The 25,521-nt window shown below is 60.9% G+C and carries 23 protein-coding genes; 14 read left to right on the top strand and 9 right to left on the bottom strand.

Features of this window, described 5'->3' with window-relative positions:
- The first annotated feature begins 261 nt into the window (after nucleotides 1–261).
- Nucleotides 262–1,569 carry a glucosamine inositolphosphorylceramide transferase family protein gene (locus NKI50_RS07965; RefSeq protein ID WP_352494486.1) on the top strand — a complete coding sequence of 436 codons (1,308 nt, stop codon included), beginning with the start codon at nucleotides 262–264 and terminating at the stop codon, nucleotides 1,567–1,569.
- Between the two features lie 19 nt (nucleotides 1,570–1,588).
- Here the strand turns inward: NKI50_RS07965 and NKI50_RS07960 are convergent, their stop codons facing one another.
- Together NKI50_RS07960 and NKI50_RS07955 are read right to left on the bottom strand one after the other, a co-directional pair.
- A complete protein-coding gene (locus NKI50_RS07960) occupies nucleotides 1,589–2,899 on the bottom strand; it encodes a VpsF family polysaccharide biosynthesis protein (RefSeq protein ID WP_352716128.1) in 1,311 nt (436 codons plus the stop codon).
- A 150-nt stretch (nucleotides 2,900–3,049) separates the two neighbouring features.
- Nucleotides 3,050–4,117 carry an acyltransferase family protein gene (locus NKI50_RS07955; RefSeq protein WP_352639414.1) on the bottom strand — a complete coding sequence of 356 codons (1,068 nt, stop codon included), beginning with the start codon at nucleotides 4,115–4,117 and terminating at the stop codon, nucleotides 3,050–3,052.
- Between the two features lie 325 nt (nucleotides 4,118–4,442).
- On the opposite strand from NKI50_RS07955, the gene NKI50_RS07950 reads away from it, so the two are divergent.
- From NKI50_RS07950 to minE, 9 genes are all read left to right on the top strand, one after another.
- On the top strand, nucleotides 4,443–5,993 hold the full coding sequence (locus tag NKI50_RS07950) for a GumC family protein (protein WP_352716125.1): 1,551 nt from the start codon (nucleotides 4,443–4,445) through the stop codon (nucleotides 5,991–5,993).
- Between the two features lie 8 nt (nucleotides 5,994–6,001).
- On the top strand, nucleotides 6,002–7,108 hold the full coding sequence (locus tag NKI50_RS07945) for a glycosyltransferase (RefSeq protein WP_023720702.1): 1,107 nt from the start codon (nucleotides 6,002–6,004) through the stop codon (nucleotides 7,106–7,108).
- Between the two features lie 258 nt (nucleotides 7,109–7,366).
- The gene (locus NKI50_RS07940; RefSeq protein WP_352494544.1) at nucleotides 7,367–8,365 is read left to right on the top strand and encodes a LacI family DNA-binding transcriptional regulator; all 999 of its coding nucleotides are present in this window, start codon (nucleotides 7,367–7,369) and stop codon (nucleotides 8,363–8,365) included.
- On the top strand, nucleotides 8,362–9,879 hold the full coding sequence (locus NKI50_RS07935; protein WP_352494489.1) for a sugar ABC transporter ATP-binding protein: 1,518 nt from the start codon (nucleotides 8,362–8,364) through the stop codon (nucleotides 9,877–9,879). Before NKI50_RS07940 ends, NKI50_RS07935 begins: the two co-directional genes overlap by 4 nt.
- Nucleotides 9,879–10,931 (top strand): ABC transporter permease, encoded by a 1,053-nt coding sequence (locus NKI50_RS07930; protein ID WP_352484056.1) that lies wholly within the window; start codon nucleotides 9,879–9,881, stop codon nucleotides 10,929–10,931. The genes NKI50_RS07935 and NKI50_RS07930 overlap by 1 nt, the downstream gene beginning before the upstream one ends.
- 107 nt (nucleotides 10,932–11,038) lie before the next feature.
- On the top strand, nucleotides 11,039–12,040 hold the full coding sequence (locus NKI50_RS07925) for a substrate-binding domain-containing protein (RefSeq protein ID WP_031194494.1): 1,002 nt from the start codon (nucleotides 11,039–11,041) through the stop codon (nucleotides 12,038–12,040).
- Between the two features lie 233 nt (nucleotides 12,041–12,273).
- The gene (minC, locus tag NKI50_RS07920; RefSeq protein ID WP_031194495.1) at nucleotides 12,274–12,993 is read left to right on the top strand and encodes a septum site-determining protein MinC; all 720 of its coding nucleotides are present in this window, start codon (nucleotides 12,274–12,276) and stop codon (nucleotides 12,991–12,993) included.
- Nucleotides 12,994–13,012: 19 nt separating this feature from the next.
- Nucleotides 13,013–13,828: a septum site-determining protein MinD gene (gene minD / locus NKI50_RS07915; RefSeq protein ID WP_023720708.1), complete on the top strand. Its 816-nt coding sequence runs from the start codon at nucleotides 13,013–13,015 to the stop codon at nucleotides 13,826–13,828.
- Complete coding sequence (minE, locus tag NKI50_RS07910) at nucleotides 13,825–14,097, top strand: cell division topological specificity factor MinE (RefSeq protein ID WP_023720709.1); 273 nt, start codon at nucleotides 13,825–13,827, stop codon at nucleotides 14,095–14,097. The genes minD and minE overlap by 4 nt, the downstream gene beginning before the upstream one ends.
- Nucleotides 14,098–14,278: 181 nt before the next feature.
- On the opposite strand, the gene NKI50_RS07905 is transcribed toward minE, so the two are convergent.
- From NKI50_RS07905 to NKI50_RS07875, 7 genes are all read right to left on the bottom strand, one after another.
- A complete protein-coding gene (locus NKI50_RS07905) occupies nucleotides 14,279–15,598 on the bottom strand; it encodes an ABC transporter substrate-binding protein (RefSeq protein ID WP_023720710.1) in 1,320 nt (439 codons plus the stop codon).
- Between the two features lie 95 nt (nucleotides 15,599–15,693).
- Complete coding sequence (locus NKI50_RS07900) at nucleotides 15,694–16,542, bottom strand: carbohydrate ABC transporter permease (protein ID WP_352484059.1); 849 nt, start codon at nucleotides 16,540–16,542, stop codon at nucleotides 15,694–15,696.
- On the bottom strand, nucleotides 16,539–17,456 hold the full coding sequence (locus NKI50_RS07895) for a carbohydrate ABC transporter permease (RefSeq protein WP_051409714.1): 918 nt from the start codon (nucleotides 17,454–17,456) through the stop codon (nucleotides 16,539–16,541). The genes NKI50_RS07900 and NKI50_RS07895 overlap by 4 nt, the downstream gene beginning before the upstream one ends.
- A 19-nt stretch (nucleotides 17,457–17,475) precedes the next feature.
- Complete coding sequence (locus NKI50_RS07890; RefSeq protein ID WP_352484060.1) at nucleotides 17,476–18,567, bottom strand: ABC transporter ATP-binding protein; 1,092 nt, start codon at nucleotides 18,565–18,567, stop codon at nucleotides 17,476–17,478.
- A gap of 50 nt (nucleotides 18,568–18,617) precedes the next feature.
- Nucleotides 18,618–20,129: an arabinosylfuranosidase ArfA gene (arfA, locus tag NKI50_RS07885; protein ID WP_352484061.1), complete on the bottom strand. Its 1,512-nt coding sequence runs from the start codon at nucleotides 20,127–20,129 to the stop codon at nucleotides 18,618–18,620.
- 18 nt (nucleotides 20,130–20,147) lie between these two features.
- Nucleotides 20,148–20,309 carry a hypothetical protein gene (locus NKI50_RS07880; protein WP_352716120.1) on the bottom strand — a complete coding sequence of 54 codons (162 nt, stop codon included), beginning with the start codon at nucleotides 20,307–20,309 and terminating at the stop codon, nucleotides 20,148–20,150.
- A 4-nt stretch (nucleotides 20,310–20,313) separates the two neighbouring features.
- Nucleotides 20,314–21,240 (bottom strand): ArsR/SmtB family transcription factor, encoded by a 927-nt coding sequence (locus tag NKI50_RS07875; RefSeq protein WP_352494491.1) that lies wholly within the window; start codon nucleotides 21,238–21,240, stop codon nucleotides 20,314–20,316.
- A 247-nt stretch (nucleotides 21,241–21,487) separates the two neighbouring features.
- On the opposite strand from NKI50_RS07875, the gene NKI50_RS07870 reads away from it, so the two are divergent.
- The 4 genes from NKI50_RS07870 to NKI50_RS07855 are packed head-to-tail and all read left to right on the top strand — an operon-like array spanning nucleotide 21,488 to nucleotide 25,514.
- Nucleotides 21,488–22,366 (top strand): ABC transporter permease, encoded by an 879-nt coding sequence (locus NKI50_RS07870; protein WP_352639407.1) that lies wholly within the window; start codon nucleotides 21,488–21,490, stop codon nucleotides 22,364–22,366.
- Nucleotides 22,363–23,184 carry an ABC transporter permease gene (locus NKI50_RS07865; RefSeq protein WP_023718529.1) on the top strand — a complete coding sequence of 274 codons (822 nt, stop codon included), beginning with the start codon at nucleotides 22,363–22,365 and terminating at the stop codon, nucleotides 23,182–23,184. The genes NKI50_RS07870 and NKI50_RS07865 overlap by 4 nt, the downstream gene beginning before the upstream one ends.
- A 22-nt stretch (nucleotides 23,185–23,206) precedes the next feature.
- The gene (locus tag NKI50_RS07860; protein ID WP_352484610.1) at nucleotides 23,207–24,349 is read left to right on the top strand and encodes an extracellular solute-binding protein; all 1,143 of its coding nucleotides are present in this window, start codon (nucleotides 23,207–23,209) and stop codon (nucleotides 24,347–24,349) included.
- Nucleotides 24,342–25,514, top strand: coding sequence for an ABC transporter ATP-binding protein (locus NKI50_RS07855; protein ID WP_352639405.1), 1,173 nt, complete (start codon nucleotides 24,342–24,344; stop codon nucleotides 25,512–25,514). The genes NKI50_RS07860 and NKI50_RS07855 overlap by 8 nt, the downstream gene beginning before the upstream one ends.
- Nucleotides 25,515–25,521 lie beyond the last annotated feature (7 nt).

Here is a 25,521-nt window from a genome sequence, read left to right as displayed (position 1 = left end):
GCCTTCGTGATCTCAATTCTTAATATATGATTAACAACCAAGGCCGCGTTCTCCCGGGTTAACTCTTGTGAAAGGTCGGGCTGACAAATAGTCTATGGTAGTAGTCTTGAAAAAGAATATATTGGATTGACTAATATTTTAATCATCGGCCACGCCGACGCATCCCGGCGCTGGGAAAATGAGCTTCTGGTGCGGTTGAGCGCGGCTGGACACGTTGTCTCGAGTTGCCGCGCGCCGACGCCTGAAGCCAACGCGCGCGGGATGGATAATGTGCTGGCGCTCGAGGGCCGGCGCTTCGGCCCCTCACTGGCAAGCCGTTCCGAGCCGTTGCCGTCCGGCGATACCGGCCCCGCCGACCTTATAGTCGATCTCACCGCTACCGCCGCACGACGGGGCACGCCTGTCCTGACGCTCGAATTTTGTGGCCGCAGCAGCTTTGCCGCGGGCATGACCGAGATACTGGCGAGCGGGCGGCTACCCGAACTCACCGCCCGCCTCGACGGCGTTGCCATCGCCAGGGCGCGGCCGATGATCAGCGATCGGCTCTGGCTGTCCCGCAGCAGCAACGAGCTGCTCGCCGGCGCGATCTCCCTGATTGCCCAATGTGTCGCCCGCTTTTCCACGGGCAAACTTGCGCCGATTGCCGAGAGCCCGGCGCCACCCCTGCAGAAAGGCGGATTTATCCGGCACTATCTGCCCTTTTTCGGCAGGGGATTGGTCGACCGTGCCGTGCAAAAACTGCGACGTGGCCGGCGCCCCTTCTATTGGCAGGTTGCTTACCGGCTGATCGACGGTCCAGGCGTCGCCGAAACCGGACAGCTGGATGGCAAGCCGTTCACCGTGCTTGCCGATGACGGGCAGCGATTCTACGCCGATCCGTTCGTTCTCGAACGCGACGGCCGCCACTATCTTTTTGTCGAGGAGTTCCCCTACGCCACCGGCCGCGGCGTGATTTCCGTCGCTGAACTTGGCGACGACGGCGTTTTCGGCGTGCCGAGGTTGGTGCTGGAGGAAGCGCATCACCTGTCATATCCGCAGGTGTTCGCCCACTCCGGCGAAATTTTCATGATTCCTGAAAGCGCTACGGCACGCGAACTGGTGCTCTACCGTGCCGTGCAGTTTCCGGATCGCTGGGTACGCGATACGGTGCTGATCGCGGACAGGGATTTCAACGACGCCACGCTGCTAGAATCCGACGGCCGCTTCTGGTTGCTGGGGACGGAGCGGTTCGGTCACGGCAGCGCGTCGGACACGATGACCGTCTATTCCGCCACGGCGCTGCGTGGGCCTTGGGTAGCGCATGCGCTCAATCCCGTCGCCGTCGATCACTCGGCCACTCGGCCGGGCGGCGCTTTCATCCGTCAGGGCGACGCCTTGCTGCTGCCGGTGCAAAACGGCTCGAGAGCCTATGGCGGTGGCCTGGGGTTGATGCGGCTGGATCGGCTTAATGATTTCGACGTCCGTTTTGAACTGCCCCGCCCAATCGATCCGGGGCCGGCATGGGCGCGGGCGGGTATCCACACGCTCAATCGCGCCGGCGATGTCGAGGTCGTGGATAGCGCCGGCTGACCGGATCCGAGGTCCGTGCTTAACGAGACCCGGCCGGGTTTGGGTGGGATGCAGCGGCCGAAGGCATGCTCTCGAGCTGGCCTCTATCGGGCTGCTTCCTATAGGCAAGCAGCAACACCACAATAATCGCGATTTCAGGCGATTTTGATGAGAGCGCGTTGTTCGACAGCGCAGCAAGCAGGAAGGTGATGATGCCTATCCATGCGGGCAGCGGCGCCCCGCGCAGCAGCCGAAAAACGAACCAGAATATCAGCACCGTAAAGAGCACGGCTATGGGCAGGCCGAAGAGCATGACGATGACCACCGGCGCGCTCTCGATGAACGGCAGATGCAGCTTCTCGTTGACGATCGCCAGGAGTTCGTCGCCGTTCATGCCAAACAGGATGTCTTTCCAGCTGACAAGTCCGAACACCTGGTAGATCGTCACCCGCGCCATAAAATTTTGGTCGAAAATGGTGTTGCTGAACCGGTTCAGCAGACCGCCAGCAAACAGCATCGCAACAAGCACCGCGCCGCCTGTCATAGTGAACATCAGCACGACAAATTTGGCCTGCCGCTCATACTTGAGCGACAGGCCCGGCCAAGGCACGAACAGCAGCAGAATGAGGATTTCTCCGGCAGCGAGCAGAAGCGCGGCGCGAGCGCCCGATGCAGCACAACCGACGACCAATACGAAAATCGCCACCACCCGCACCCATATGCGCCAGCGCGTCAGCGGTACGAATCCGATGACTGTGGCGCAGAGCGCGCCTAGTGACAGCGGATGGGCCGCTAGGCCGATCGGCCTGAACTGCAGTTCGTTGATGCCGTAAGGCAGGAATCGATGTTGAGTCACCGCTTCGATAGTGCCGATCACGGCGCTCAGGATGGCCATTCCAAGCACTACGTCGCCCAGCGCCCGCCGCGACTCCGCGTTTAATGCCAGCATCAACAGGCCTGTGGCGCCGGCCACCAGATAGGTATCGATGATGAACCCGGAGGAGCCCGCACGGCCGGTAATGAACAGATAAGGCACCAGCGCGAACATCAGCACCGAATAGCGCATCAACGCCTTGAATATTCCAATTTCGTCGCCCTGCAGCAGAAACGGTCGGCTGAAAAGAACGACAGCAAGCAGCAGGAAGATCGAGTAAGTGCCGAAATGCAGCTTCTCGTAGAACGAGCCTCCCTGGGCCGTATAGTCGACGACCATGTTCATCACCTGCGGCGACACCGTAAAGCGCAGCAGGAACGCGAATGCGGCGCATAGGAAAAACAGCAGCGACAACGCGTTTTGACGGCGCGCCTGGCTGGACAACAATCGTTCCGATGCGGCAGCAGGATAGCTCATGGCCCCTCCAAGTGAAGGTATTCAAACGGCATTCCGGCCACGAGATCCATTCAAGAGACTGCCGAACGGATGCGGCGTGTGTGTTGTCAAAATATGCCGGGCCATGCGTTTGCCACAACCGTTAAGTTCGATGACGTTTGCACGGTCTCCTTATTTGTTCCCCGTGGCAGCGTAAGGAAGCGATGTGGCTCTAACCTTCCTTCTGCCGTTCAGAATGAGAAGAATCGGCTTCTCGATCATCTGGTGGATCACCAGGCTGGCTATGCAGGCAGTCACGATGCTGACCACCGAGACCAGCAACACTGTTGCCGGATGGTCGTAGCCGATGGTGCGCCTGGCCAGGTAGGCTACGGCGCCGATCACGAAGATATGCGACAGGTAAAGCGCGTAGGAGGCGTTGCCGAGCTCTTCGAGCAGGCTCCAGTGCTTCAGTTTCGGTTCCAGAATGAGGCCAAGGTGAAGCAGGCTGGCGGCCCACATTACCTGCCCCGCGAAGCTGATCTGGCTCATCAGCGGCGTGCCGTCATCGACGAATGCAAGCAACACGCCTGCAGCGGCCATAGGGCCGAGTAGCCAGACATGGCGTGTGTCGGAAGCAAAGCCGCCGTCCAGATAGCGCCGGCCTATCCACATGCCGACGACGAAGGCCACCGGCGAAGCGTTCAGATAGAACTGGAGAACAGGGTTGGTGGGAGCTATCAACAGCCCGGCCAGCCACATCGCAATGAAAAAGACCGTCAACACAAATGCGCGCGCGGTCACCGATAGGAATGCGAGCACCGCGAATGCGATATAGAAATAGGCCTCATAATTGAGCGTCCAGCCGAGTGACAAAATTGGGCTGACGCCATCTCGTTCGGGCGCTTGGTGGACAACGAAGAACAGCGACTGGAGATAATGGGGCCACGTAAAGACGGTCTTCTGGAAGAGACTTGGTGCAAGAGCTGCCAGAAGTGCGGCGACGCTTGTGAAAAGCCAGTAGAGGGGGATGATCCGGATCGCTCGGCGTTTCAGGAAGGTTGGAGCAGAGAAGGGAACGCTCCCCGTAATATAGACCATTATGAATCCGCTAATGACGAAGAACAGAATGACACCAAGGCGGCCCGCAGTCACGATAATCGGATTATCTATGCCGATCTGGTAGGAAAAAGCGTGCGCGAACAGAACCAACAAAGCGGCGCAGGCGCGAAGATACTGGACCGAATAGAATTTCGTCACGTTCCTCTCCTGCAATTGCAGGCGACTGACGCCATCCTGCAGGTCGCGGTCAGTGCTTCAGATGTCATTCAAAAGGCATTGCCATCTTTTCAATACAACCGCGCCGTTAAGTGCGCGTTACCGATTTCATGAAAATCACTCACCGGTTGCGGACGCAAATCGGGCGACGGCAAGAATGCGCGCCAAATTCTGGGCAACGAATCCCTTCAACGTCCGCCGGACGGAAGGGGGGATGAACGGCAAAATGGGCCAGCTTGGAAAATAAGATATTAACGATGTTTCTGTAGAGCAGGCCAAGCGTAACGATTTAACAAGGGTTGTCACCATGTCTGCCGGTTCCGGCACACCCCCGATCTCCGCGACGGCTTCCAATAACAGTGCGTTCGAGCGTATCGCCAATGCGCGGCGCAGGGCGATGCTGCAACAGCACGACCCAGTCGCGGCGCGCAGCTCCGCACCGGTGACGCCGCAACCATCCGAGCCTGTCGCGACGGTGACCCTGGACAAGATCGGCGATTTCCTCGAACTCGATTTTCGACGCCTGTTCGTCTGGCTGCGGGCCGGTCTCGCCCTGGCGTTCATGCTGGCGGTAATCGGCGGCATTGTCGGCGGCGCCTATGCATTGCTGAGCAAGCAGCGTTACACCGTCACGACAGAGGTACTCATCAACCCCTCCAATTTGCAGGTTGTGGAAAACGACCTCTATTCGCAACCGGGCCAGGTCGATAGCCAGTTGCTCAGCACGCGCAGCAAGCAGCGCATCTTGACCTCGGGCAACGTGCTTTCCCGTGTGGTGGACGAACTGAATCTGACTCACGATCCAGAGTTTTTCGATCCAGACCGGAGCACGTCTACGTCTGGCGCGGTGGCGAAGCCCGACCCGAAGCTTATCGCCTTGAAGAACCTGGCGGACCGGGTAAACGCCGCTGCGGACCCAACCTCGTTTGTCACAACCCTCTCGGTATCCGCGGAAACCACTGCCAAAGCGATCCTGATCTCGCAGGCCATAGTCAAAAACTTCCAGGAAGAACTGGCCAAGGCCGAAGCTGCCGGTGCCAGCCGTGCCGCGGCTGCCCTCGATAGCCGACTTGGCCAACTCAAGAGCGACGTGCAGGCTGCCGAAGAGAAGGTCGAGAGCTACAGGCGCAGCCACAACCTGTCCTCCAGCAACGGCCAGCTCGTCAGTTCGCAGACGATGACGCAGCTCAACGGCGAAATCGTCGATGCGCAATCGCGCGTCATCGCCGCGCAGGCAAGTTACGACGCCCTGGTTGCCTCCGGGATAAATGGGGCCAATCCCGACCCCACGGTTTCGGAAGCGCTCGCGGCGCTGCGCGACAGGTCAAACAGCCTGCGACAGCAGATCGACTCACAGTCGATGACCTTCGGTCCGCGCCACCCGACGATTGTCAGGCTGAGGACGGAGCTCGAGACCGTCAACTCGCAACTCCGAACCGAGTTCTCCCGCACCGTCGGAACGGCAAAGTCCAGCCTGGACAAGGCCAGGGCCTCGTTGGCCTCTCTCAACGCCAGGATGAACGATCTGAAGAGCAACGTTTTCACCGACAGCGAGTCCGAAGTCGCCCTGCGTGAGCTTGAACGCGATGCGGCCTCGAAGAGAGCGGTCTATGAGAGCTTTCTGTCACGTGCGCGCCAAATCAGCGAGCGCGAGCAGATCGACACCACAAACGTACAGGTGATTTCGACCGCGGTGCCCCCGCCAGGGCGCTCATGGCCCCCGCGCACTGCCCTGGTGGCAGGCGCAGGAGCGTTCGCAGGCTTTGCCCTGGGCATGCTGCTGGCCATTGGCATGGGCATTATCCGCGACATGCGCCGGCCGCCGAACAGATCAGACCTTGCTGCCAGCCGAGCCTGAAGCAAGGCATGGCGAAGCGCATCGTTTTCCACATCGCCAGCCTGCGAGGCGGCGGCGCCGAGCGTGTCTTCGTCCTGATGGCAAATGAAATGGCGTCGCGTGGCCACGAGGTCACGCTTTTTACCTGGAACGCGCAAGGGCCTAACGCGGCGCTGCGCTCCGCCGCCGTGCATCTGGTCGACTTCGGCCTTCTCTTGCGCGGCGAGGGTTACGCCAAGTCGGCGACGCTAAAAGGCATCGTGCGAAGCGCAAATTTGTTCCGCCGCCTTGATCCTGATGCGGTCTATAGTGCCCCGGAATTCGCCAATCTGGTCATGGCGCTGTCACTCATGTTGGCCAGAAGCCGCGCAAAATTCTTTCCAAGCTTCCACGCCGCCGCCTCGCTGCCTGCGAGCGGCCTCGGCGCGAGGCTGGCGATCTGGCTTTCCGCGCTGGTTGCAGCGCGCGCGACCAAAGCCATCGCCGTTTCGGCGGGTGTCGGCCGTGACATCATCGCCCGCGGCTTCCCCGAATCCAAGGTCGTGGTCATCAGCAACCCGCTGCCGCCGGCTGAAGCACCGCAGGGGACTTCCTATGCCTGGCAGGCAAAATTGGCAGCGATGGGATATGGCCCGGTCATCGCCACCGCCGGGCGCCTGGTGCCGGTCAAGGACCACCGGACTTTGCTGCGGGCCTTCGCTGCCCTGCGCGCCGGCCGCCGTGCCCGGCTTGTCATCTTCGGCGAAGGTCCGCTGGCTGCCGAATTGCACGCCTATGCCGAAGAGACCGGCATCGGCCCTGACGTGCTCTTTGCCGGCTACGTCAACGATCCGGCAGCCTGTTATGCCGCAGCCGATCTGTTCGTCCTTACATCCACCAGCGAAGGCTTTGGCAACGTGTTGGTCGAGGCCATGGCTGCCGGTGTCCCGGTAATCTCCACCGATGCTCCGCATGGCCCGCGCGAGATACTCGGTGACGGCCGTTTCGGCACCTTGGTGCCGGTCGGTGACGCCGCAGCCCTGGCGAAGGCGATGGCCGAGATGCTGGACCACCCCACCCCTGCTGCCGTCCTGAAAAGCCGGGCGGCGGATTTCACAGTCGACAAGATTGGCGATCGGTACGAAGCCTTGCTCTAGTTGTCGCGCCCGGCCAACAGATCGCGGTGGCATCCAGCCGCAGCTGATGGCCGGCACGGAAGTCCTGGCTGATTTCGGCGCAAGCAAGTCACATCAAGCCAGAAAACCGGTTGCGCAAACGTTTCGATGGCGCTAGCTTTCGGAAAGTCACAACGGCCGCCCAGGCGGATTCAAAGATTGTGAGACTGGGAAACGCAAGATTCGAGGAGGAGCGTGCGTGCGCTTGCCCGTCACCACGTCGAGCGCGACAGCTCCGCGATGACGACGATCGTCGAGGTCGCTCGCAGGGCAGGCGTGTCGGTGTCGACCGTTTCACACGTCGTCAATCAAACCCGCTATGTCTCCCCGGCCACTGCCAGATCGGTGAGCGAGGCGATCGCTGCTCTCGGCTATATGCCCAACAGTGTCGCACGCTCGCTAAAGCTGGCCTCGACGAGCAGTGTCGGCCTGGCGATTTCGGCGATCTCAAACCCCTATTTCAGCGACATCATCTGCGCCGTCGAGACCGAGTGCGCGCGCCTTGGCCTCATGGTGTTCCTGTCGGATACGCAGGACGATTCCGACAAGGAACTGGCTGTCGTCCAGGCACTGCACCAGCGACGCGTCGACGGGATCATCCTGGCGCCCTCTGCCGCGCCGCAAGCTGCATTGCGATATCTCTCGGAACGGTCCCTGCCCTGCGTCTTGATCGACCGACTACCTGACGATCGCTTTGATCAGGTCGGTGTCGAGAATTTCGAGGCCATCCGCGCGCTGATCGACCACGTCGTGTCCTTCGGACATCGCCGCATCGGTTTTGTTGCCGGACAGCGGGGATTTGCCACCACGCTGGAGCGCATGAACGGATTTCGCGCGGCACTGGAGGCCAACGGCCTGGAGTTTGTGCCGGACTACGTCGTGACGGGAAACGCGACCACCGCCAGTGCGAGCACCGCCGCCCATGCGTTGTTGTCGCTGCTGGTGCCTCCGACTGCCCTGGTGACCGGCAACAATCTGTCGACGATAGGCGTGATGCGCGCGGTCCGTGAGCGAGGGCTCGCTGTCCCCAGGGACATATCGGTGGTCGGCTTCGACGATTTCGAATGGGCCGATTACTTCGAGCCGCGACTGACGCTGGTCGAACAGCCCTGCGAGGATTTGGGCCGGCAGGCAGCCGCGTTGCTGATTGAGCGGATTGGACTTCCAGATGGCCAACGACGCACGGTTCGCCTTGAGCCAACGCTGCGCCTGCGCGCATCCTGCGGAAGACCGGCATGACTTCGCCGCTTCTGACCATGAATGGCGTCGTTAAACGTTTCGGTGGCGTTCACGCTTTGCGCGGCGTCGATTTCGAACTGCGCGTGGGCGAGATCCATGCCCTGCTGGGCGAGAACGGCGCTGGCAAGTCGACATTGATGAACATCCTGTCCGGTGTGCACGCCCCTGACGAAGGAACGATCACGATCGATGGCGCACCGGTGCATTTTGCCAATCCGCGCGAAGCGCAGGCCGCCGGCATCGCCACGATCTTCCAGGAACTCGATCTCGTGCCTGGCCTCGATGTCGCGGCCAATCTTTTCCTCGGTCGCGAGTTGGTGAAGCCCGGCGGTTTTCTCGATGTCGCAAGGATGCGCGAAGAAGCCCGCACCCGGCTGACCGCCATCGAGTTGGACATCGATGTCGAACGGCCCGTCGGCGAACTGTCGATCGGGCATCGTCAGGTCGTGGCGATCGTCAAGGCACTGTCCTATGCATCGCGTGTCCTGATCATGGACGAGCCGACGGCGGCCCTGACGGTCAGCGAGGTGGACAGGCTCTTCACCATCATGCGCAAGCTCAGTGCCACCGGCGTGGGCATCATCTACATCTCGCATCGGCTTGAGGAGGTTCCCCAAGTTGCGGACCGGGTAACGGTGATGCGCGATGGCCGCGTGGCCGGGACGACAGCCCCGGACGCACCACAGGCCGAACTGGTCAGCCTTCTCGTCGGCCGGCCTCTGGAGGACCTTTACCCGAAACGCACACGCACCGCAGGTCGCCGGCTCCTTCATCTCAAGGACGCCCGTTTCCATCCCGCTCGAGCCAGCGCCGGCTGGCAGGTTCCCCAAAACGTTTCGCTCGACGTGCATGAGGGCGAAATTGTCGGCCTGGCGGGCGTCATGGGTGCCGGCCGTACCGAGTTGCTCAGCGCGCTCTATGGCACCGGCCTGGCCGGCCGTTGGGCCGGCACCGTCGAGGTCGACGATCGCCCGGTGCGCCTCGAGTCCATCAGAGCTGCGCGCAGGGCCGGCGTCGCCCTCGTCACCGACGACAGGCGAGGAAGCGGGCTGATGCTGCGTACAGCGGTCGGCCGCAACCTGGTCATGTCGGTGCTGCGACGAATCTCGCCGCGCGGCTTCATGTCGATTGCACGCGAAGCAGCCGCTGTGGCGCGCTCGTTCGGCCAATTCGACATACGACCGCGCAATGCGGCCATCCCGGTCGGCGCGCTGTCGGGCGGCAACCAGCAGAAGGTGGTGCTCGCCAAGGAGATCCTCGGCAATCCGCGGCTGCTGTTGCTGGATGAACCGACGCGTGGCGTCGACGTCGGCGCGAAGGCGGAAATCTATGCCAGGCTTCGCGATCTGGCATCGCAAGGCCTCGGCATACTCGTCGCCTCGAGCGAAATGCCTGAGCTGATTGGCCTATGCGATCGCATCGTGGTTCTTCGGGAGGGCCGCAACGTGGCGGAATTCGAGCGCGGCGTCGATGAACACACGGTGCTTGCCGCCGCAACCGGAAAGGCCTCCTGATGTCCGACACCAGCACGGCGGATACCGAACTGCCGAGCGGCAAGACAGCTCAGAAGCGGCGCGATCCGCTTGCACTCATCGTCCGCTTCCAGAGCCTGATCGGCTTGGTGGTCGTCGTGATCGGCGGCATCATCTTCTCGCCGCGCCGGCACGGACAGATACTGTTCATCGCCCCGGACAACATCGCCAACATCGTACGCGCCGTGTCCGAGACCGGCATCATCGCGATCGGCATGACCTTCGTCATCATCACTGCGGGGATCGACCTCTCGGTTGGCGCTTTGCTTGGCCTGGCCAGTGTCGTCACGGCCACGATGATGATCAATGGTGGCGTTGGCCTCGTGCCGACGATCCTTGCCGTGCTTCTTGCCGGCGTGGTCTTCGGTGCCGTTCAGGGCTCGATCTCGACGCGCTTCCGCCTTGAGCCCTTCATCGTCACCCTCGCGGGCCTTCAGGCCGCGCGCGGTCTGGCCCTGGTCGTCTCGGGCAACGAGTACATCAACATCTCCTATGGCGACGGACCCGGGCTTGCCCCTCCGGTATTTGCCATTCTGGGCGAGCGCTTGTTCAACAATGTGGTGCCGGTGGCAACCATCGTCTTCATCGCTTTTGCGGCGATCGCCACAGTGGTTCTCAACACGACCCGCTTTGGCCGCTATGTCTTTGCCGTCGGCGGCAATGAGCGGGCGGCGCGCCTCTCGGGCGTTCCGGTGTCCGCCGTCAAGATCACCGTCTATGCGATCACCGGCTTCGCGGCCGCTCTCGCCGGCATCGTCCATGCAGGGCAGTTCAACTTCGGCAGTGCCAATGACGGCGCCGGTTACGAACTTACCGCCATCGCCGCGGTCGTCATCGGCGGTACCAGCCTGTTCGGTGGAGCCGGATCGATGGTCGGCACGGTCGCCGGCACGATCATGCTCGGCGCGCTCGCCAACGTCCTGCAACTCAACAACATCACACCCGCCCTGCAATTGCTCGCGACAGCCGCGATCATCATCCTGGCGGCGGTTCTTCAGTCCCTCGTCCGTCGCCGCGAAGGTCTGGTCCGTTAAGTGGGCGACATTGGAAGACCCCTGAACGCCAGCTTACCCGGCGTCGGGAGAGTGAAGCTCAGCAAACCAACAGTCGAGCCAAGGGCATCGACAGGAAGGAAACAACCATGGTTATCAGGAGCACACGCAATAGCAGACAAAGGGCCTGGCAAACGTGTCTGCTTGCCGGGACCTTTCTCGCAGCCGCCGGAGGGGCTCAAGCTGCGGAACCATTGGTCAAGGCTTGCTCCAAGACCGGCGAATTCGTAATCGGCTTTTCTCAGGCCAACAATGCCGAGCCGTATCGCCAGCACGTCAATGACGAACTCACCGCCGCCGCCAAGGCAGTGTCCCAGTTCACCTTGCAGATCGCCGATGGCGCCGGCAGCGTGAACACCCAGACCTCACAGGTCGACAATTTCATCACCCAGAAGGTCGACCTGCTGCTGATATCGCCCTTCGAAGCATCGCCGCTGACGCCGGCGGTGAAGCGGGCCATGGAGGCCGGCATCCCCGTCATCGAGCTCGACCGCAAGACGGTTGGCGATCCGGGCAAGGACTACACGGCTTTTATTGGCGGCGACAATTACAAGATCGCCTTCGAAGCCGGCAAATATACCGCCACGAAACTGCTTCCTGACGGCGGTGAAGTTGCCGTTCTGGAAGGGCTGCCCAGTTCGACCCCTGCCGTGGAACGGCTCAACGGCTTCAAGGACGGCGTCAAGGAGAACGACAAGATCAAGGTCGTCGCCGAGCAGGCGGCGGACTGGCTGCCGGACAAGGCACAGACGGCGTTCGCAGCCATGCTTCAGGCCAATCCCGATATCAAGATGGTCTACGCCAGCAACGACATGATGGCCGCCGGAGCGCGCCTTGCCGCCAAGGGCGCCGGCAAGGAAGGGCAGATCAAGATCATCGGCACCGACGGATTGCCAGGTCCTGCCGGCGGCATCCGGGCCGTTGCCGAAGGCGAATGGGCTGCAACCTTCACTTATCCGACGGGCGCCAAGGAGGCGATCGATATGGCAAAGTCGGTTCTTCTCGATTGCGCCACATCCGTCGAGCCGACGGTCACAGTTGCAACGACGGCGATCACGCCGGAAAACGCCAAGCAGATGATGGGTAACTGACAAAAGTGCCATGGCGATTGCGGTGCGGAGGTCGAATGGCACCTCCGCACCGTCGCAACGCCTCATTTCCGCCCATCGGCCGGTCTTCGGCAACGGCGAGGGTCTCCAGGGTCCAATCAGATCGACCGTCGGTGCGCTCCGAAACAGCAAGAATGGAAGCCTCGGAAGGCCGCCATTAACTGTTCGTTAACCATGCCGGGCTAGCCTTAACCAATCAGTAAGGAGTCGCCTCTGTGACCTGCGTCGCTCCCATCCAAAACAAGTCCATACGCTTTCGAGCGCGCTCGTTTGTAGCCTTCACCCTCACCCCTGAGGCCCCGTTGGGGGAATGGCTGCAAAGCCTGGATCACTGGACCGAAAACTCTCCCGGCTTCTTTGCCGGTCGCCCGGTCGTGCTCGACCTGAATATGCTCAAGCCCGAGGCGGGCGAGATCGAAGATCTGGTCTCACAGCTCGCGGAGCGCGGGATTCGCATCTACGCGATCGAGGCGGACGGCAATGTTGGTCTCGATGCTGATCTGCCGCCGCTCCTCGTTGGCGCCAAGGAGGCCACCGCTGACGCGCTTTACGTGCAGCCGGACCCAAAAGCCGCCGCTGAGGCCAAGACGGAAGAGCCGGAGGCGCCGAACTCATTGATGATCAAGGCACCGATCCGCTCCGGCCAGTCGATCTTTCACCCCGATGGCGATGTGGTCATTGTCGGCTCCGTCAGTTCCGGTTCCGAAATCATCGCCGGGGGGTCGATCCACGTCTACGGCACGCTGCGTGGGCGTGCGTTCGCCGGCGCCACGGGAAATTCTGCGGCTCGTATCTTTTGCCGGAAAAATGAAGCCGAACTTCTGGCGGTAGACGGCTGGTACCGCACCGCCGAGGAGATGGACGCCTCCTCGCGAGGAAGGCCGGTACAGGCCTTTCTCGAGGACGGCGCACTTTGCGTCGCACCGCTCAACTAACAACATTGGAGGCACAAATATGGGCAAGGTAGTGGTTGTCACATCCGGCAAAGGGGGTGTCGGCAAGACGACCTCGACGGCCGCTCTCGGCGCGGCGGTCGCGAAAACCGGCAAGCGGGTGGCCCTCGTCGACTTCGATGTCGGCCTGCGCAATCTCGATCTGATCATGGGCGCCGAGCGGCGCGTGGTTTTCGATATCGTCAACGTCATTCAGGGAACTGCCAAGCTTTCGCAGGCGCTGATCCGTGACAAGCGGCTCGACACGCTGTTCCTGCTGCCGGCCTCGCAAACGCGCGACAAGGATGCCCTCACCGAGGAAGGCGTCGCCGATGTCATCGACAAGCTGCGATCGGTTTTCGACTACGTCTTCTGCGACAGCCCCGCCGGCATAGAGCGCGGCGCGCAACTTGCCATGCGCTTTGCCGACGAGGCGGTAATCGTGACCAACCCGGAAGTGAGCTCGGTCCGCGATTCCGATCGCATTATCGGCCTGCTCGACTCCAGGACGATGAAAGCCGAGCAAGGTGAATCGATTGCCAAACACGTCCTCGTCACGCGCTATGACGCTGCCCGCGCTGCCCGCGGCGAGATGCTCAGCATTGATGACGTTCTCGAGATCCTGTCCACGCCTCTGCTGGGAATAATTCCCGAGAGCCAGGACGTGCTGCGCGCATCCAATGTGGGCGCGCCGGTTACGCTCAGCGAAAACACCAACCCCGCCGCACGCGCCTATATCGACGCGGCAAGAAGACTCGAGGGCGAGGACCTGCCGGTCGTTCTGCCTTTCGAGCGGAGGGGCCTCCTCGACCGGCTGTTGGGAAGGAGGGCAGCATGAACCTGCTCGATATCTTCAAGCGCCGCGGCAGCGCGCCCGTGGCGCGCGAGCGCTTGCAACTGCTGTTGGCTTACGAGCGTCGAAGCCGCAACCAGCCCGATCTCGTCTCCGTGTTGCGCGAGGAGATCATGGCGGTGATCGCCCGGCATGTTCAGGTCGACCAGGATTTCCTGCAGGTGAGCATGGATCACGGCGAAACGACGTCGAGATTGGAGATCGACATCCAGATCCCCAACAAGATCGCAATGCCCATGGCCGCGGCGTTCTAGCGGAATCCTCCAGTCAGGGCTCGCGTCGGCTGCTGCCGAGGTTGCGGCGCCGTGATTGGCGTGTTCGACCCGGTCGCCACGGGCAAGTCACGCAATAACCACTGCAACCACCGCCTCACCAAAACCCCGCGGCCGTTTCCAGCCGCGGGGGCGCCTTGGGAGGGCCTTTCGAAACCCGTGGTCAAATGTTGGCGAGCAATTCGTTGACGCGGCTTTCCATGTCGGCAAGGGCGGTGTCGACGTCCTTCTGGCCACTGATTGCTGCACTCATCTCTTCGCCGATAATGTCCTGGATCGCAAACTGGCGCTGTACGGCCGACGGCAGCGGCTTGCCGAGGTCGGCGACCGCAGAGATCGTGTTGCGATGCGGCAGGGCCTTGAAGGCGTCCGAGGTGATGACGGCCTTGTAGGCGGGCAGGTGACCGGTGCGCGACCACTCAAAGTCGTTGTCGGCGAAGAACTTCAGGAATTTGCCGATGGCCGCGATCTGTTCAGGCGTGCGGTCTTTCTGCGACACGGCCCAGGTGTGGCCGTCGGCATATTGCGCGTGGGTGCCGCCAAACAGCTGCGGATACGGATAAACCGCATAGCCGCCCTTGTTGAGCGCCGTACCCTTGGTTTCGGACTGGGCGTTGTAATCGCCGACCACCCAGGTGCCGTTGAGGTGGACGCCACCCTCGCCGGCAAGGAAGGCATTGATCGAGCCGCCATAATCGAGGTCCTTGGTGGTGTAGCCCTTCTCGAAGATCGCCTTGTACATCTCGACGACCTTCTTGGCTTCCGGCGTATTCAACTTCACATGCTTCGGATCGGCAAAGAAATCGGAATCCTGCTGGAAAAGATAAGTGTAGAGATTGCGTGTGTAGAGCGCAGTCTCATTGGTCAGGTTCTGGACGAAATAAGGCTTGCCCGTCTTCTGCTTGAACTGTTCGGCCTGGGCGAGCAGTTCCTCGGGCGACTTTGGAAAAATCGGCGTGCCGTCGGCACTGACGAGGCCGGCTTGTTTGAAAAGATCCATGTTGACATGATAGAGCATCGTCCAGCTGTCGATCGGCAGGCCATAGATCTTGCTGTCTTTGGTGGCGCCATTGCGCGCCGCGTCGGTGAAGGCGTCGGGTGTCACGCCGACTGACTTCAAGAGATCGTCGAGCGGCATCAACAGGCCCTTCGACTGATAATCCGACAGTACGGATTCATGGATCGTGACGATGTCCGGAGCGTCGCCTGAAGCGAACTGCGCGGTCAGCTGATCGTAGCCGGGCCATTCCACGGTGGTGACGTTGACGTGGACATCGGGATTGTCGGCGTTGAACTTGTTGATCAGCGAGGTGATGATTCCGCATTCGCCAACGGCTTTGGTGGGATCGGTGTTGGTGCCGAAATCGGCATCGCAGGCGCCGAAAAAGCGCTGCACGCTCAGTTCCGTGGCCGCGAAGCTTGGATTTGCGAGCATCATTGCGCCCGCAGAGACTGCGGCAAACAGCATTTTCTTCAGTTTCATATCAGTTCCTCCTACTGAGTTTCCGCCGCTCCACCCTGGATTGGCCTTCGTGCTTCAATCGCTGCGCATTCCCCCCGGCCGTCAGGCAATCTTCGTTATCTCACCGCAGCGCCGGAGACCGCCGTGACGATGTATTTCTGGAAAAACAGGTAGACGATCAGGATCGGTGCACCGGCAAACACCGCCTGCGCCATCAGGAAGCCGATGCCTTCGGACTGGGCGAAGTTGGTCTGCGTCGAGGCCATGCCGACCGTCAGCGTGAACATGTCCTTCCTCGTTGCCGAAATCAGCGGCCAGAAATAATCGTTCCACGCGCCGAGAAAGGTAAAGATGCCGAGCGTTGCCTGCGCAGGCAGCGTGAGCGGCAGAAGCACCTTCCAGAAAATCCTGAGCCGGCTGGCGTTATCGAGCATGGCGGCTTCGTCCAACTCCTTCGGGATGGCTTTGAAATACTGGGTCATCAGGAAGACGCCGAACGGAGCCGAAAGGCCCGGCAGAATGAGCCCTTGATAGGTGTTGTGGAACTTCAGCATGCTGAAGATCTGGTGACGGGCGACGAGCACGGCCTGCTCCGGGACCGCCAGGCCGAACAGCACGATCACGAACAGCACGTCTCGGCCGGGGAAATTCAGCCGTGCAAAGCCGTAGCCGGCGAGCGACGACAGGATCAAGGTGCCGAGCGTCAATCCGCCCGAGACGATGATGCTGTTGCGCACCCAGATGAACACCGACGAGGTGCCGACCGTGTTGATGTAGTTCTTCAGCGTATAGGGCGCGTGAAACACCGAATTCGGATCTGCCATCAGCTCCGCATTGTCCTTGAGTGACAGGCCGATGACCCACAGAACCGGCGCGATCATGACGATCGAAAGCAGGAGGACCAGGGCCAATAACAAATGGTCGCCAAATGCCCGTCCCTTGATGGAAGCGGCTGGAGCGCTCATGCCTGGTCTCCCCTGCTGCGTGTCACCAGGTACTGGGCCATGGCCGCGATCAGGATGAGGATGAACAGGATTTCCGATGCAGCGGCGCCCAGGCCGAGATCCCAGCGGCGGAATGCGGTGTCGTAGATGTAGAGCACGATCGGCTTGGTCAGGTTGTTCGGACCGCCCCGCGTCATCAGCCAAGCCTGGCCGAACAGCTGGAATTGCAGCACGATCTGGATAATGATCACCAGGATGAAGGTCCGCTTGATCGACGGCAGCGTGATCGAGCGTAGCGTCTGCCAGCGATTGGCATTGTCCAGCGCCGCCGCCTCGTAGATATCCTGCGGAATCTGCTGGAGCGCCGAGAGAAAGAGCATCATCGGCAGGCCGATGCACCACCAGATGGTGGCAATGGCGATGCCGACCATCGCCAGGTTGGGATCGGAAATGAAAGCCGGCGCGGTCGCGCCGAACCATCCGTAGATCGTCGACAACAGGCCGACATTCGGAATGAAGACGATGCGCCAGATCAGCGTGACGATGGTGACCGACAGCACCGACGAGGAAAAGAACAGCGTCCGCAAAACCGCAGCAGTGCGCGTCCGGCGATTGAGGCAAAGCGCCAGGAAAAGACCGATCAGCGCCAGCGTCGGCACCGTCAGCAGCACGAAGTAGAAGGTGTTCCAGATCGATTGCAGGAAGACCTTGTCGTGATACAGCCTGACGTAATTGCCGAAACCGACAAAATTTCCGGACGAGAACGTGTCGGCCTTGTGGAAACTCAGCCACATCCCCCAGAGCAGCGGGAAGAGCAGCAGCGTCGTGAAGAAGAACAAGAATGGCGCAACGAAAATGAAGTTTCGCCATTGCGGCGCATAGATGTCGGCGGTCGGCGTTCTGGCGCCGACAGCAAGCGTCGCGGTCGGGGACATCGCCAGCCGGTCAACCATCTCAGGCCTCCCTCGCATGCCAGGCGCGGCCGGTCTCATTGAACAGATGCGATTTCTGGCCGTCGAAGGCGAGCCCGATCCTGTCGCCGACGGCGACGCGACTGTTGCCGGCATCGGAACCGACTATCTGCTGGCCATCGCCCAGCCGCGCGTAGATCAGGGTGCGTTCGCCGAGCCGCTCGAGCACATCGACCACGCCATCGGCATTGCCCTGTCCGGCGGCAACGATACGGACGTCTTCCGAACGGATGCCGAAAGTGTACTTGCCATCGGTCAATTGGCTGGAGGCGATCTCGGTCTGCACCGAGATGCCGTCCGCAAACCTGGCCGTGGCGTTCTCGCCGGATTTGTTGAGCGTCGCATGAACGAAGTTCATCGCCGGCGCACCGACGAACCCTGCGACGAATTTGGTCGCCGGACGCTCGTAGATCTCCATCGGAGTGCCGATCTGATCGATCTTGCGATTGTTCATGACGACGATGCGGTCGGCGAGCGTCATTGCCTCGACCTGGTCGTGGGTGACGAAGATCATCGTCGACTGCAGGCGCTGATGAAGCTGGGCAAGTTCGATGCGGGTGCGGGTGCGCAACGCCGCATCGAGATTGGAGAGCGGCTCGTCGAACAGGAACGCCTTCGGCTCCTTGACGATCGCACGGCCGATGGCGACGCGCTGGCGCTGACCGCCGGAGAGCTGGCCCGGCTTGCGATCGAGCAAATGCGGCATTTCGAGGATGCGGGCGGCTTCGTTGATGCGCGCCTCGATGACCTTGCCTGGAACGCCGATATTCGCAAGCCCGAAGGCCATGTTGGCGCGCACCGTCATATGCGGATAAAGCGCATAGGACTGGAACACCATGGCAATGCCGCGCTTGCCCGGCGGCAGATGATCGATGCGCTCATTGTTGATGGCAATCTCGCCGCTATCGACAGCTTCGAGACCGGCAATCATTCGAAGAAGCGTCGATTTTCCGCAACCGGACGGCCCCAGGAACACGATGAATTCGCGTGCCCTTATGGAGAGCGACAGATGATCCAGCACCGTCATGGCACCGAACTGCTTGCTCACGTTTCTGATCTCGATATCGGCCGTCACGTCGACGCTCCTCCTCAGCGCTTGCGCTTGTCTCGATGATCCGCCTGAACTCAGAGCCTCAGGCGAATGACCTGGTAGGAATAGGCCGGCAGCGACAGGCTCAGCTTGCCGCCGGCGAGTGAGGCGCCCTCACCCTTCCTTGGGCCGACATTGCCTGGGTTCTCGGCCGAATTGACGGCTTTCAGATCGGCGTGCGCCACGACCCGGTGATCGACGATTTCCGCTTCGCCGAAGCCGGTGAGGTCGACCACTGTTTCGATTGCCTCGCTCGAATGGCGGTTGACGGCGAAGAAGGTGACGTGGCCGGTCTTCGTGTCGTGCACGCCGGCAATGTCGACGTAGGCGACGTCGCCCGCAACGGTGGATTTATAGGTCGGGCTTTCCACCTTGAGATCCAGCGCATTGCCGCGGCCGTAGTTAGAAGCAAACAGATAGGGATAAAAAATCGTCTGCCGCCATGCCGGGCCATTCGGAACGGTCATGATCGGCGCGATGACGTTGACCAGTTGTGCCAGGCAGGCGATCTTGACGACATCGGAACGGCGGATGAAGGTGTTGAGGATCAGGCCGACCTGCAGCACATCCTCGAAATTATAGATGTCTTCGAGCAACGGCGGGGCGAATGGCCAGCCGTCGCTGCCGCCGAGGATTTTCTTGTCCTGCTCCTTGGAATGGTACCAGACGTTCCATTCGTCGAACGAGATGTAGACCTGCTTGTTGGAGCGCTTCTTGGCCTTGATATAGTCGATGACGCCGGCGACCGAGACAATGTAGTCGTCGAGCTTTTCGCTCATGGCGAGATAGTTCGAAGCGTCGTTGGCTTCGTTGTCGAAATACATGTGCAGCGAGATGTAGTCGACCTCGTTGTAGGTATGGTCGAGAACCGTCGCTTCCCATTCAGGGTAGGTCGGCATCTTGGCATTCGAAGAGCCGCAGACCACCAACTCGAGCGACTTGGAGAAGGCGCGCATTGCCTTGGCCGTCTCATGCGCTAAGCGGCCATACTCGTCCGCGGTCTTGTGGCCGATCTGCCAGGGGCCGTCCATTTCATTGCCGAGGCACCAGAGCTTGACGTCGAAGGGCTCCTTGCGGCCATTGGCGATGCGCTTGTCGCTCCATGTACTGCCGCCGGGATGGTTGGCGTACTCCAGAAGGTTGCGGGCTTCGTCAAGGCCGCGCGAGCCGAGATTGACGGCAAGCATCATCTCGGTGTTGGCGGAGGTGCACCAATCGGCAAATTCGTGCAGGCCGACTTCGTTGCTTTCCGACGTATGCCAGGCGAGGTCGAGCCGCACCGGGCGCTCTTCCTTGGGGCCGATGCCGTCTTCCCAATTGTAGGCGGAGACGAAATTGCCGCCGGGATAGCGGACGATCGGAACATTAAGTTCTCTGACGAGATCGATGACGTCCTGACGCATGCCATTGGCATCCGCCGTCGGATGGCCTGGCTCGTAGATGCCGGTATAAACTGCCCGCCCGAGATGCTCGATGAAGGATCCGTAGAGCCTCGGATCGATTTCCGAGACAACATAATGCGGATGTGCCGTAACGGCTGCCTTCATGCATTCCTCCCATCGATATCACAAATGATGATTTAAATCATCTTGCCCGATATCAAAGAGCAATTGGCAGCTCTTCGTCAAGCCAAAATAGCCAAAAGTAGGACAATTAGACGAAGGTTTTGGCTCAGCAGAAAGCCAGTTCATTGAAATTGCTGCGTTATCTTCAGAACCCGGTTTCATGATATCAACCAGTTTTGATCCGGAGCAGGATGTCCTGATCGTAATTTCCAAAGCCCTTGCCGAAAATGTTGATCCCGCCGGGGCGCTTGGCGTCGTCCTTGACGCCGATACGGACGCGGATTGAATGATGGCTCTTCAGATCGAGTGCGGCGAGGCCGGTTTCGGAAATCCTGAGGCCGTCGACATAGGTGCCGTCATTGGCAATTCGCCAGTTCTTGAGCTTGCCGTATTGCGAACCCTTGAGTTTCCACCAGGACGGCGTGAAGACGCCGCGCTTGTCGCCGAAATCCCCCGGCGACGTCCAGGTGCCGACATCGACGCCATTGATCGTCAGCGTGATGTCCGAGGGCCAATCGGCGCTGGTGCCCGGCACTTCCGAAGACAGCTCTATCGCCACTTCGAGCTCGGTGATCTCGGCATTGGCGAGCTTGGCATTATTGGGAAACTGGTATTCGACAAAACCGCGGGTGAACCACAACAGCCCGGCTTTCATACGATCCGGATCGAGGAAAGTGTTCGGTACATCGAGCAAGCCGATGATGCCGTCCGGCGAACAAAGGCCGCAGGGCGCGGTAACCTCGAAGCCGGTGTAAAGCCCGATCGGCATCGACACTTCGATCGCGTCGTTCTTGACCGCACGATATTCGCTCTTGAACACGACGAGCACTTCTTCGGCCGTCGGATAACAGATTTTCTGGCTGCCTTTCTTCGCTTTCAGGTTCTCGGTGCGGATCAGCCCCGCATCCTCCAGCACCTGGATGTTGGTCGAGACGGTCGACTGCGGCAGCGACAGCACGGCGGCGATTTCGTTGACATTCATCGGCCCCTTCTCATGCAGCAGTTTCAGCATTGAGATACGCGCCGAGGAGGCAAGCCCCTTGAGCACGGCAATGCCTTCCTCAGGTTCAATCACCAGAAAATTGCGACTCATGAAATGCCCGGGCCCATGCCAAATCTATATCCGAAATTATCCTGTATATCGGGATATCTGATTTAATCAATGCGCAGGCGAACCCGAGCAATTTGTTAAATCCAGCAGGGCGACGGTCGCGCGGTGGCCCTGCACAGAATTTGTGCAGGAGCCATATGCAGAGTGGACACCTGAACGCCGATCGCCCAATCTAGTCCGGAGCCGAGCCCGGTGATGGCGGCTTGGACATGAAGTGGTTGGACGGGTCGTGACCAAAGGGTGGAAATTATATGATCAGCGACTGGCCTGGGTCCTCGTCGCGCCCGTGCTTTTGCTGCTTACCCTGTTTCTGCTGCTGCCGATCGCGATGATGACTGTCTACACGTTTTTCACCTTCGTTACCGCTGGGGTGGAGTCGGCGGTGCTGACCTTCGACAACTGGAAGGAATTCCTCACCGACAGCTACTATCACGGCTTTCTTTGGAAGACCGTTCGCGTCGGCGCCATCACCGCTGTGATCTGCGCGATCCTTGGCTATTTCCCCGCCTATTTCATCTGGGCCACGACTTTCAAGCACAAATGGCTGCTGCTGTTGCTGCTCATCGTGCCGTTCTGGATCAGCTTCACCATCCGGACATTCTCGTGGATCCATATTCTCGGCGAACAGGGGCTGATCAACGTCGTGCTCATCCGGCTGGGGGTCATCAACGAGCCGTTGCCGATGCTCTACACCGAGGGCGCCGTCATCATGGGGCTGCTGCATTTTCTGCTGCCCTACATGATCCTGAACGTCTATGTCAGCCTGGAGGGCATCGACCGCACCTTGATCGCCGCCGCCCGCTCGATGGGCTGCACCAGCGCACAGGCGTTCCGCGAAGTGACCCTGCCGCTGTCGATTCCGGGGCTGGGCGCCGGACTGTTGCTCTGCTTCGTGCTGGCGGCCGGCTCCTATGTGACGCCGCAATTGCTCGGGGGAAGCCGCGACGCGCTGTTCGGCAACCTGATCTACGACACCATCATGGGGCAGCTCAACTGGCCGATGGGCGCCACGCTTTCCATCGTCCTGTTCGTTCTGCTCGGTGCGGCCGCGGCCGCCTACAGCCGCTATATGGGCCTGTCGCAGATCATGAAGGGTCTCAGTGCATGAGAGCGGAGCATCCCGATCGCGAAGGCAGATGGGCGTGGCGGCTAACCGGCGCGATCACGGTGTGCGTCTATGTCTTCATGTTCGCCCCGATCCTCGCCACGGTCGTGCTTTCCTTCAACGCCTCGATGTTTGGCGGCTTTCCCCTCACCGGCTTCAGCCTGCGCTGGTACGAGAAGCTGCTCACCAACGGGCCGGTCCTCGATGCCTTCCGGACATCGATGTGGATTGCCCTGGTGACGGCAACGGTGACGACGCTGCTCGGCATCATGGCGGCATTGGCGCTGGTGCGCTTCGAGTTCCGTGGCAAGCAGGCGATCAACACGCTTGTCATTCTTCCCGCGCTGGTCCCCGAGACGATACTGGGCGTCGGCCTGCTGGTCATGATCAAAGCCGTCGACCAACCGCGCAGCATGACGCTTCTGGTGCTCGGCCACATTCTGCTCACGCTCCCCTACGTGGTGCTGATCGTTCAGGCGCGCATGGTCGGCATTAAACGTTCCTATGAGGAGGCGGCACTGTCGCTCGGGGCGCCGCGTGTGTCGACATTCCGCGAGATCACGCTGCCGCTGCTCATTCCCGCAGTGCTTGCCAGCGTGCTGCTCGCCTTCACCATCTCGTTCGACAACACCTCGGCCAGCCTGTTCTGGCGACCGGCGGGCGTCGAGACCATGCCGACGCAAATCCTCTCGATGCTGAAGATCTCGATCAGCCCCGAGGTGAACGCGCTGGGCACTGTCATGATCCTTTTGACGGTCGGCATTCCCTTGGCTGGTGGGCTCATCCTGCAAAGCCTCACCTGGTTCAAGGCAGGCAAGTGAAAATGAAAATGGGAGAATGAAAATGAAACTGACAACCACCAAACGACTGGAACGGCTCAACGAACGCTATGCCAATGGCGACATCAGCCGGCGATCATTCCTGACGCTGACGGCCGCCGCTGCCGCCGCCACCGGGCTTTCCATGCCCTGGATGGGACGCGCGCTGGCCGCGGTTTCGGAAGTGCGCTTCGACGGATGGGGCGGCGTGGTGCAGGAGGCGATCGATAAGTACGCGTTCCAGCCCTACACCGCCAAGTCCAAGGTCAAGGTCGTCCAGGGCACCTTTGGCGACGAGAACGAGATCATCACCAAGATCAAGACGTCGAAGCCGGGCGACTTCCAGATCGTCCATTCTTCCGGCGTCAACTACTACATCAAATACGTCAATGGCGGCTTCAACTCGGAGATCAACGAGGCGAACATTCCGAACATGGCGAATGTGCTGACCGCCATGATCGAGCCGTTCCGCAAGATCACGCCGAAGCTGTCGGCAGTGCCATATGATTACGGCACCACCGGCATCGCCTACAACAACAAGGTCATCTCGCCGGAGGAAGCCAAGGAAAAGGGCGCCAACCTGCTTACCGACAAGAAATATGCCGGCAAGGTCGGCGGCTACGCCGATATGACGACGCGCGTCTGGTATGCGGCGCTGCAGACGAAACAGGACCCCAACAACATCCAGGACATGGATGCGGTCTGGGCCAAGGTTCGCGAGACCCGCGACCTGGCCAAGAAGTTCTGGAGTTCCGGCGCGGAACTGATGGACCTCCTGTCGCGCAACGAAATCGTCGTTACCGATGCCTGGTCCGGACGCGTCGCCGCCCTGCAGCAGCAGGGCCAACCGATCGGCTATCTCGACCCCGCCGGCTCATACGCATGGATGGAGGACATGCTGGTGCTCAAGGGATCGCCGATGGCCGAATGCGAGGAACTGATCAACTTCATGCTGGATCCGGCCACGTCGATCGCTGTCGCCGAAGGCCAGAATTATCCACCCTCGCTTGATCCGACCAAGGTGAAGCTGACCGACAAGATCGCAGCGCTTCCGGCCTTCGACCCGACCGGATCGATGAAGTCGCTGACCTTCGCCGATCCGCTCTACTGGGCGAAGAACGAAGACGCCTGGACCAAGCAATGGGACAGGGTGTCGAAAGGTGCATGACGATAACAGCCACGATCAGCCCCGGCCGGCATCGGCCGGGGCTGATCGCGACCCGCTCGCTCGGGGCGAAAGCCAGCCGACAGGAAAGCCTGCGGTCGAGTTTCGCGACATCGATATTTTCTACGGCAAGTTCGCCGCCGTGCGCGATTTTTCACTGGCGATCCGCAAGGGCAGTTTCGTCACCTTGCTGGGGCCGTCCGGATGCGGCAAGACCACGATCCTGCGATCGATCGCCGGCCTGGTGGATATCACCAGCGGGCAGATCTCGATCGGCGGAAAGCGCGTCGACGACATCCCGATCTACAAGCGCAACATCGGCCTGGTGTTCCAGAACTACGCGCTCTTTCCACACAAGAACGTCTTCGACAACGTCGCATTCGGGCTGAAATACCGGAACGTGCCGAAACCGGAAATCGTGCGCCGGGTCAAGAAGGCGCTGGATATGGTGCGGCTGCCCGGCAGTGAGACAAAGCTGCCGTCACAGCTCTCGGGCGGCCAGCAGCAACGCATCGCACTGGCCCGCGCCATCGTCTTCGAACCGGAAGTGCTGCTGCTAGACGAGCCCTTGTCGGCGCTCGACGCCAATATGCGCGAGGACATGCGCGTCGAGATCAAGAAAATCCAGCGGGAGACGGGCATCACCGCCATCTTTGTGACGCACGACCAGGAAGAAGCCTTGTCGATGTCCGACCGCATCGTCGTGATGAACGCCGGCCTGATCGAGCAGATCGGTTCCCCGGCGCAGGTCTACGACCAGCCGGCCACCGCATTCGTCGCCAATTTCCTGGGTAAGGCCAACATGCTGCCCGGCAGCGTGACGGCGATGGACGGCAACATGGCAACGATCGCGCTGGCCAGCGGCCATGTCGTAAAGGCGGCCGCACCGAAGGCGCTCACGGCCGGCAGCGCGATCACCGTCGTCGTTCGCCCGCAGAAGCTTACCGTCGGCACCGCCGGTGCTGCCAACAGGCTGGCGGGACGGATAGTCTCGACCTCCTATCTCGGCGGCAATGCGGTCTACGAGATCGACATCGGCGCTGGCACGCCGGTGCGCGCCAACACACTGATCGACGGCCAGCCGCTGCGTGAGGGCGAAACGGTCGATGTCTGCTTCGACCCGCTGAGCTGCGTGCTTCTCGACGCGCAAGGCGTAAGCATCGCGTAGCGAGGCG

Origin of the sequence: Mesorhizobium sp. M0563, from assembly GCF_040321065.1 — a bacterium.
Taxonomy (GTDB): Bacteria; Pseudomonadota; Alphaproteobacteria; order Rhizobiales; family Rhizobiaceae; genus Mesorhizobium.
The sequence above is the reverse complement of the archived record's forward strand: the minus strand, read 5'-3'. Positions and strand labels throughout refer to the sequence as shown.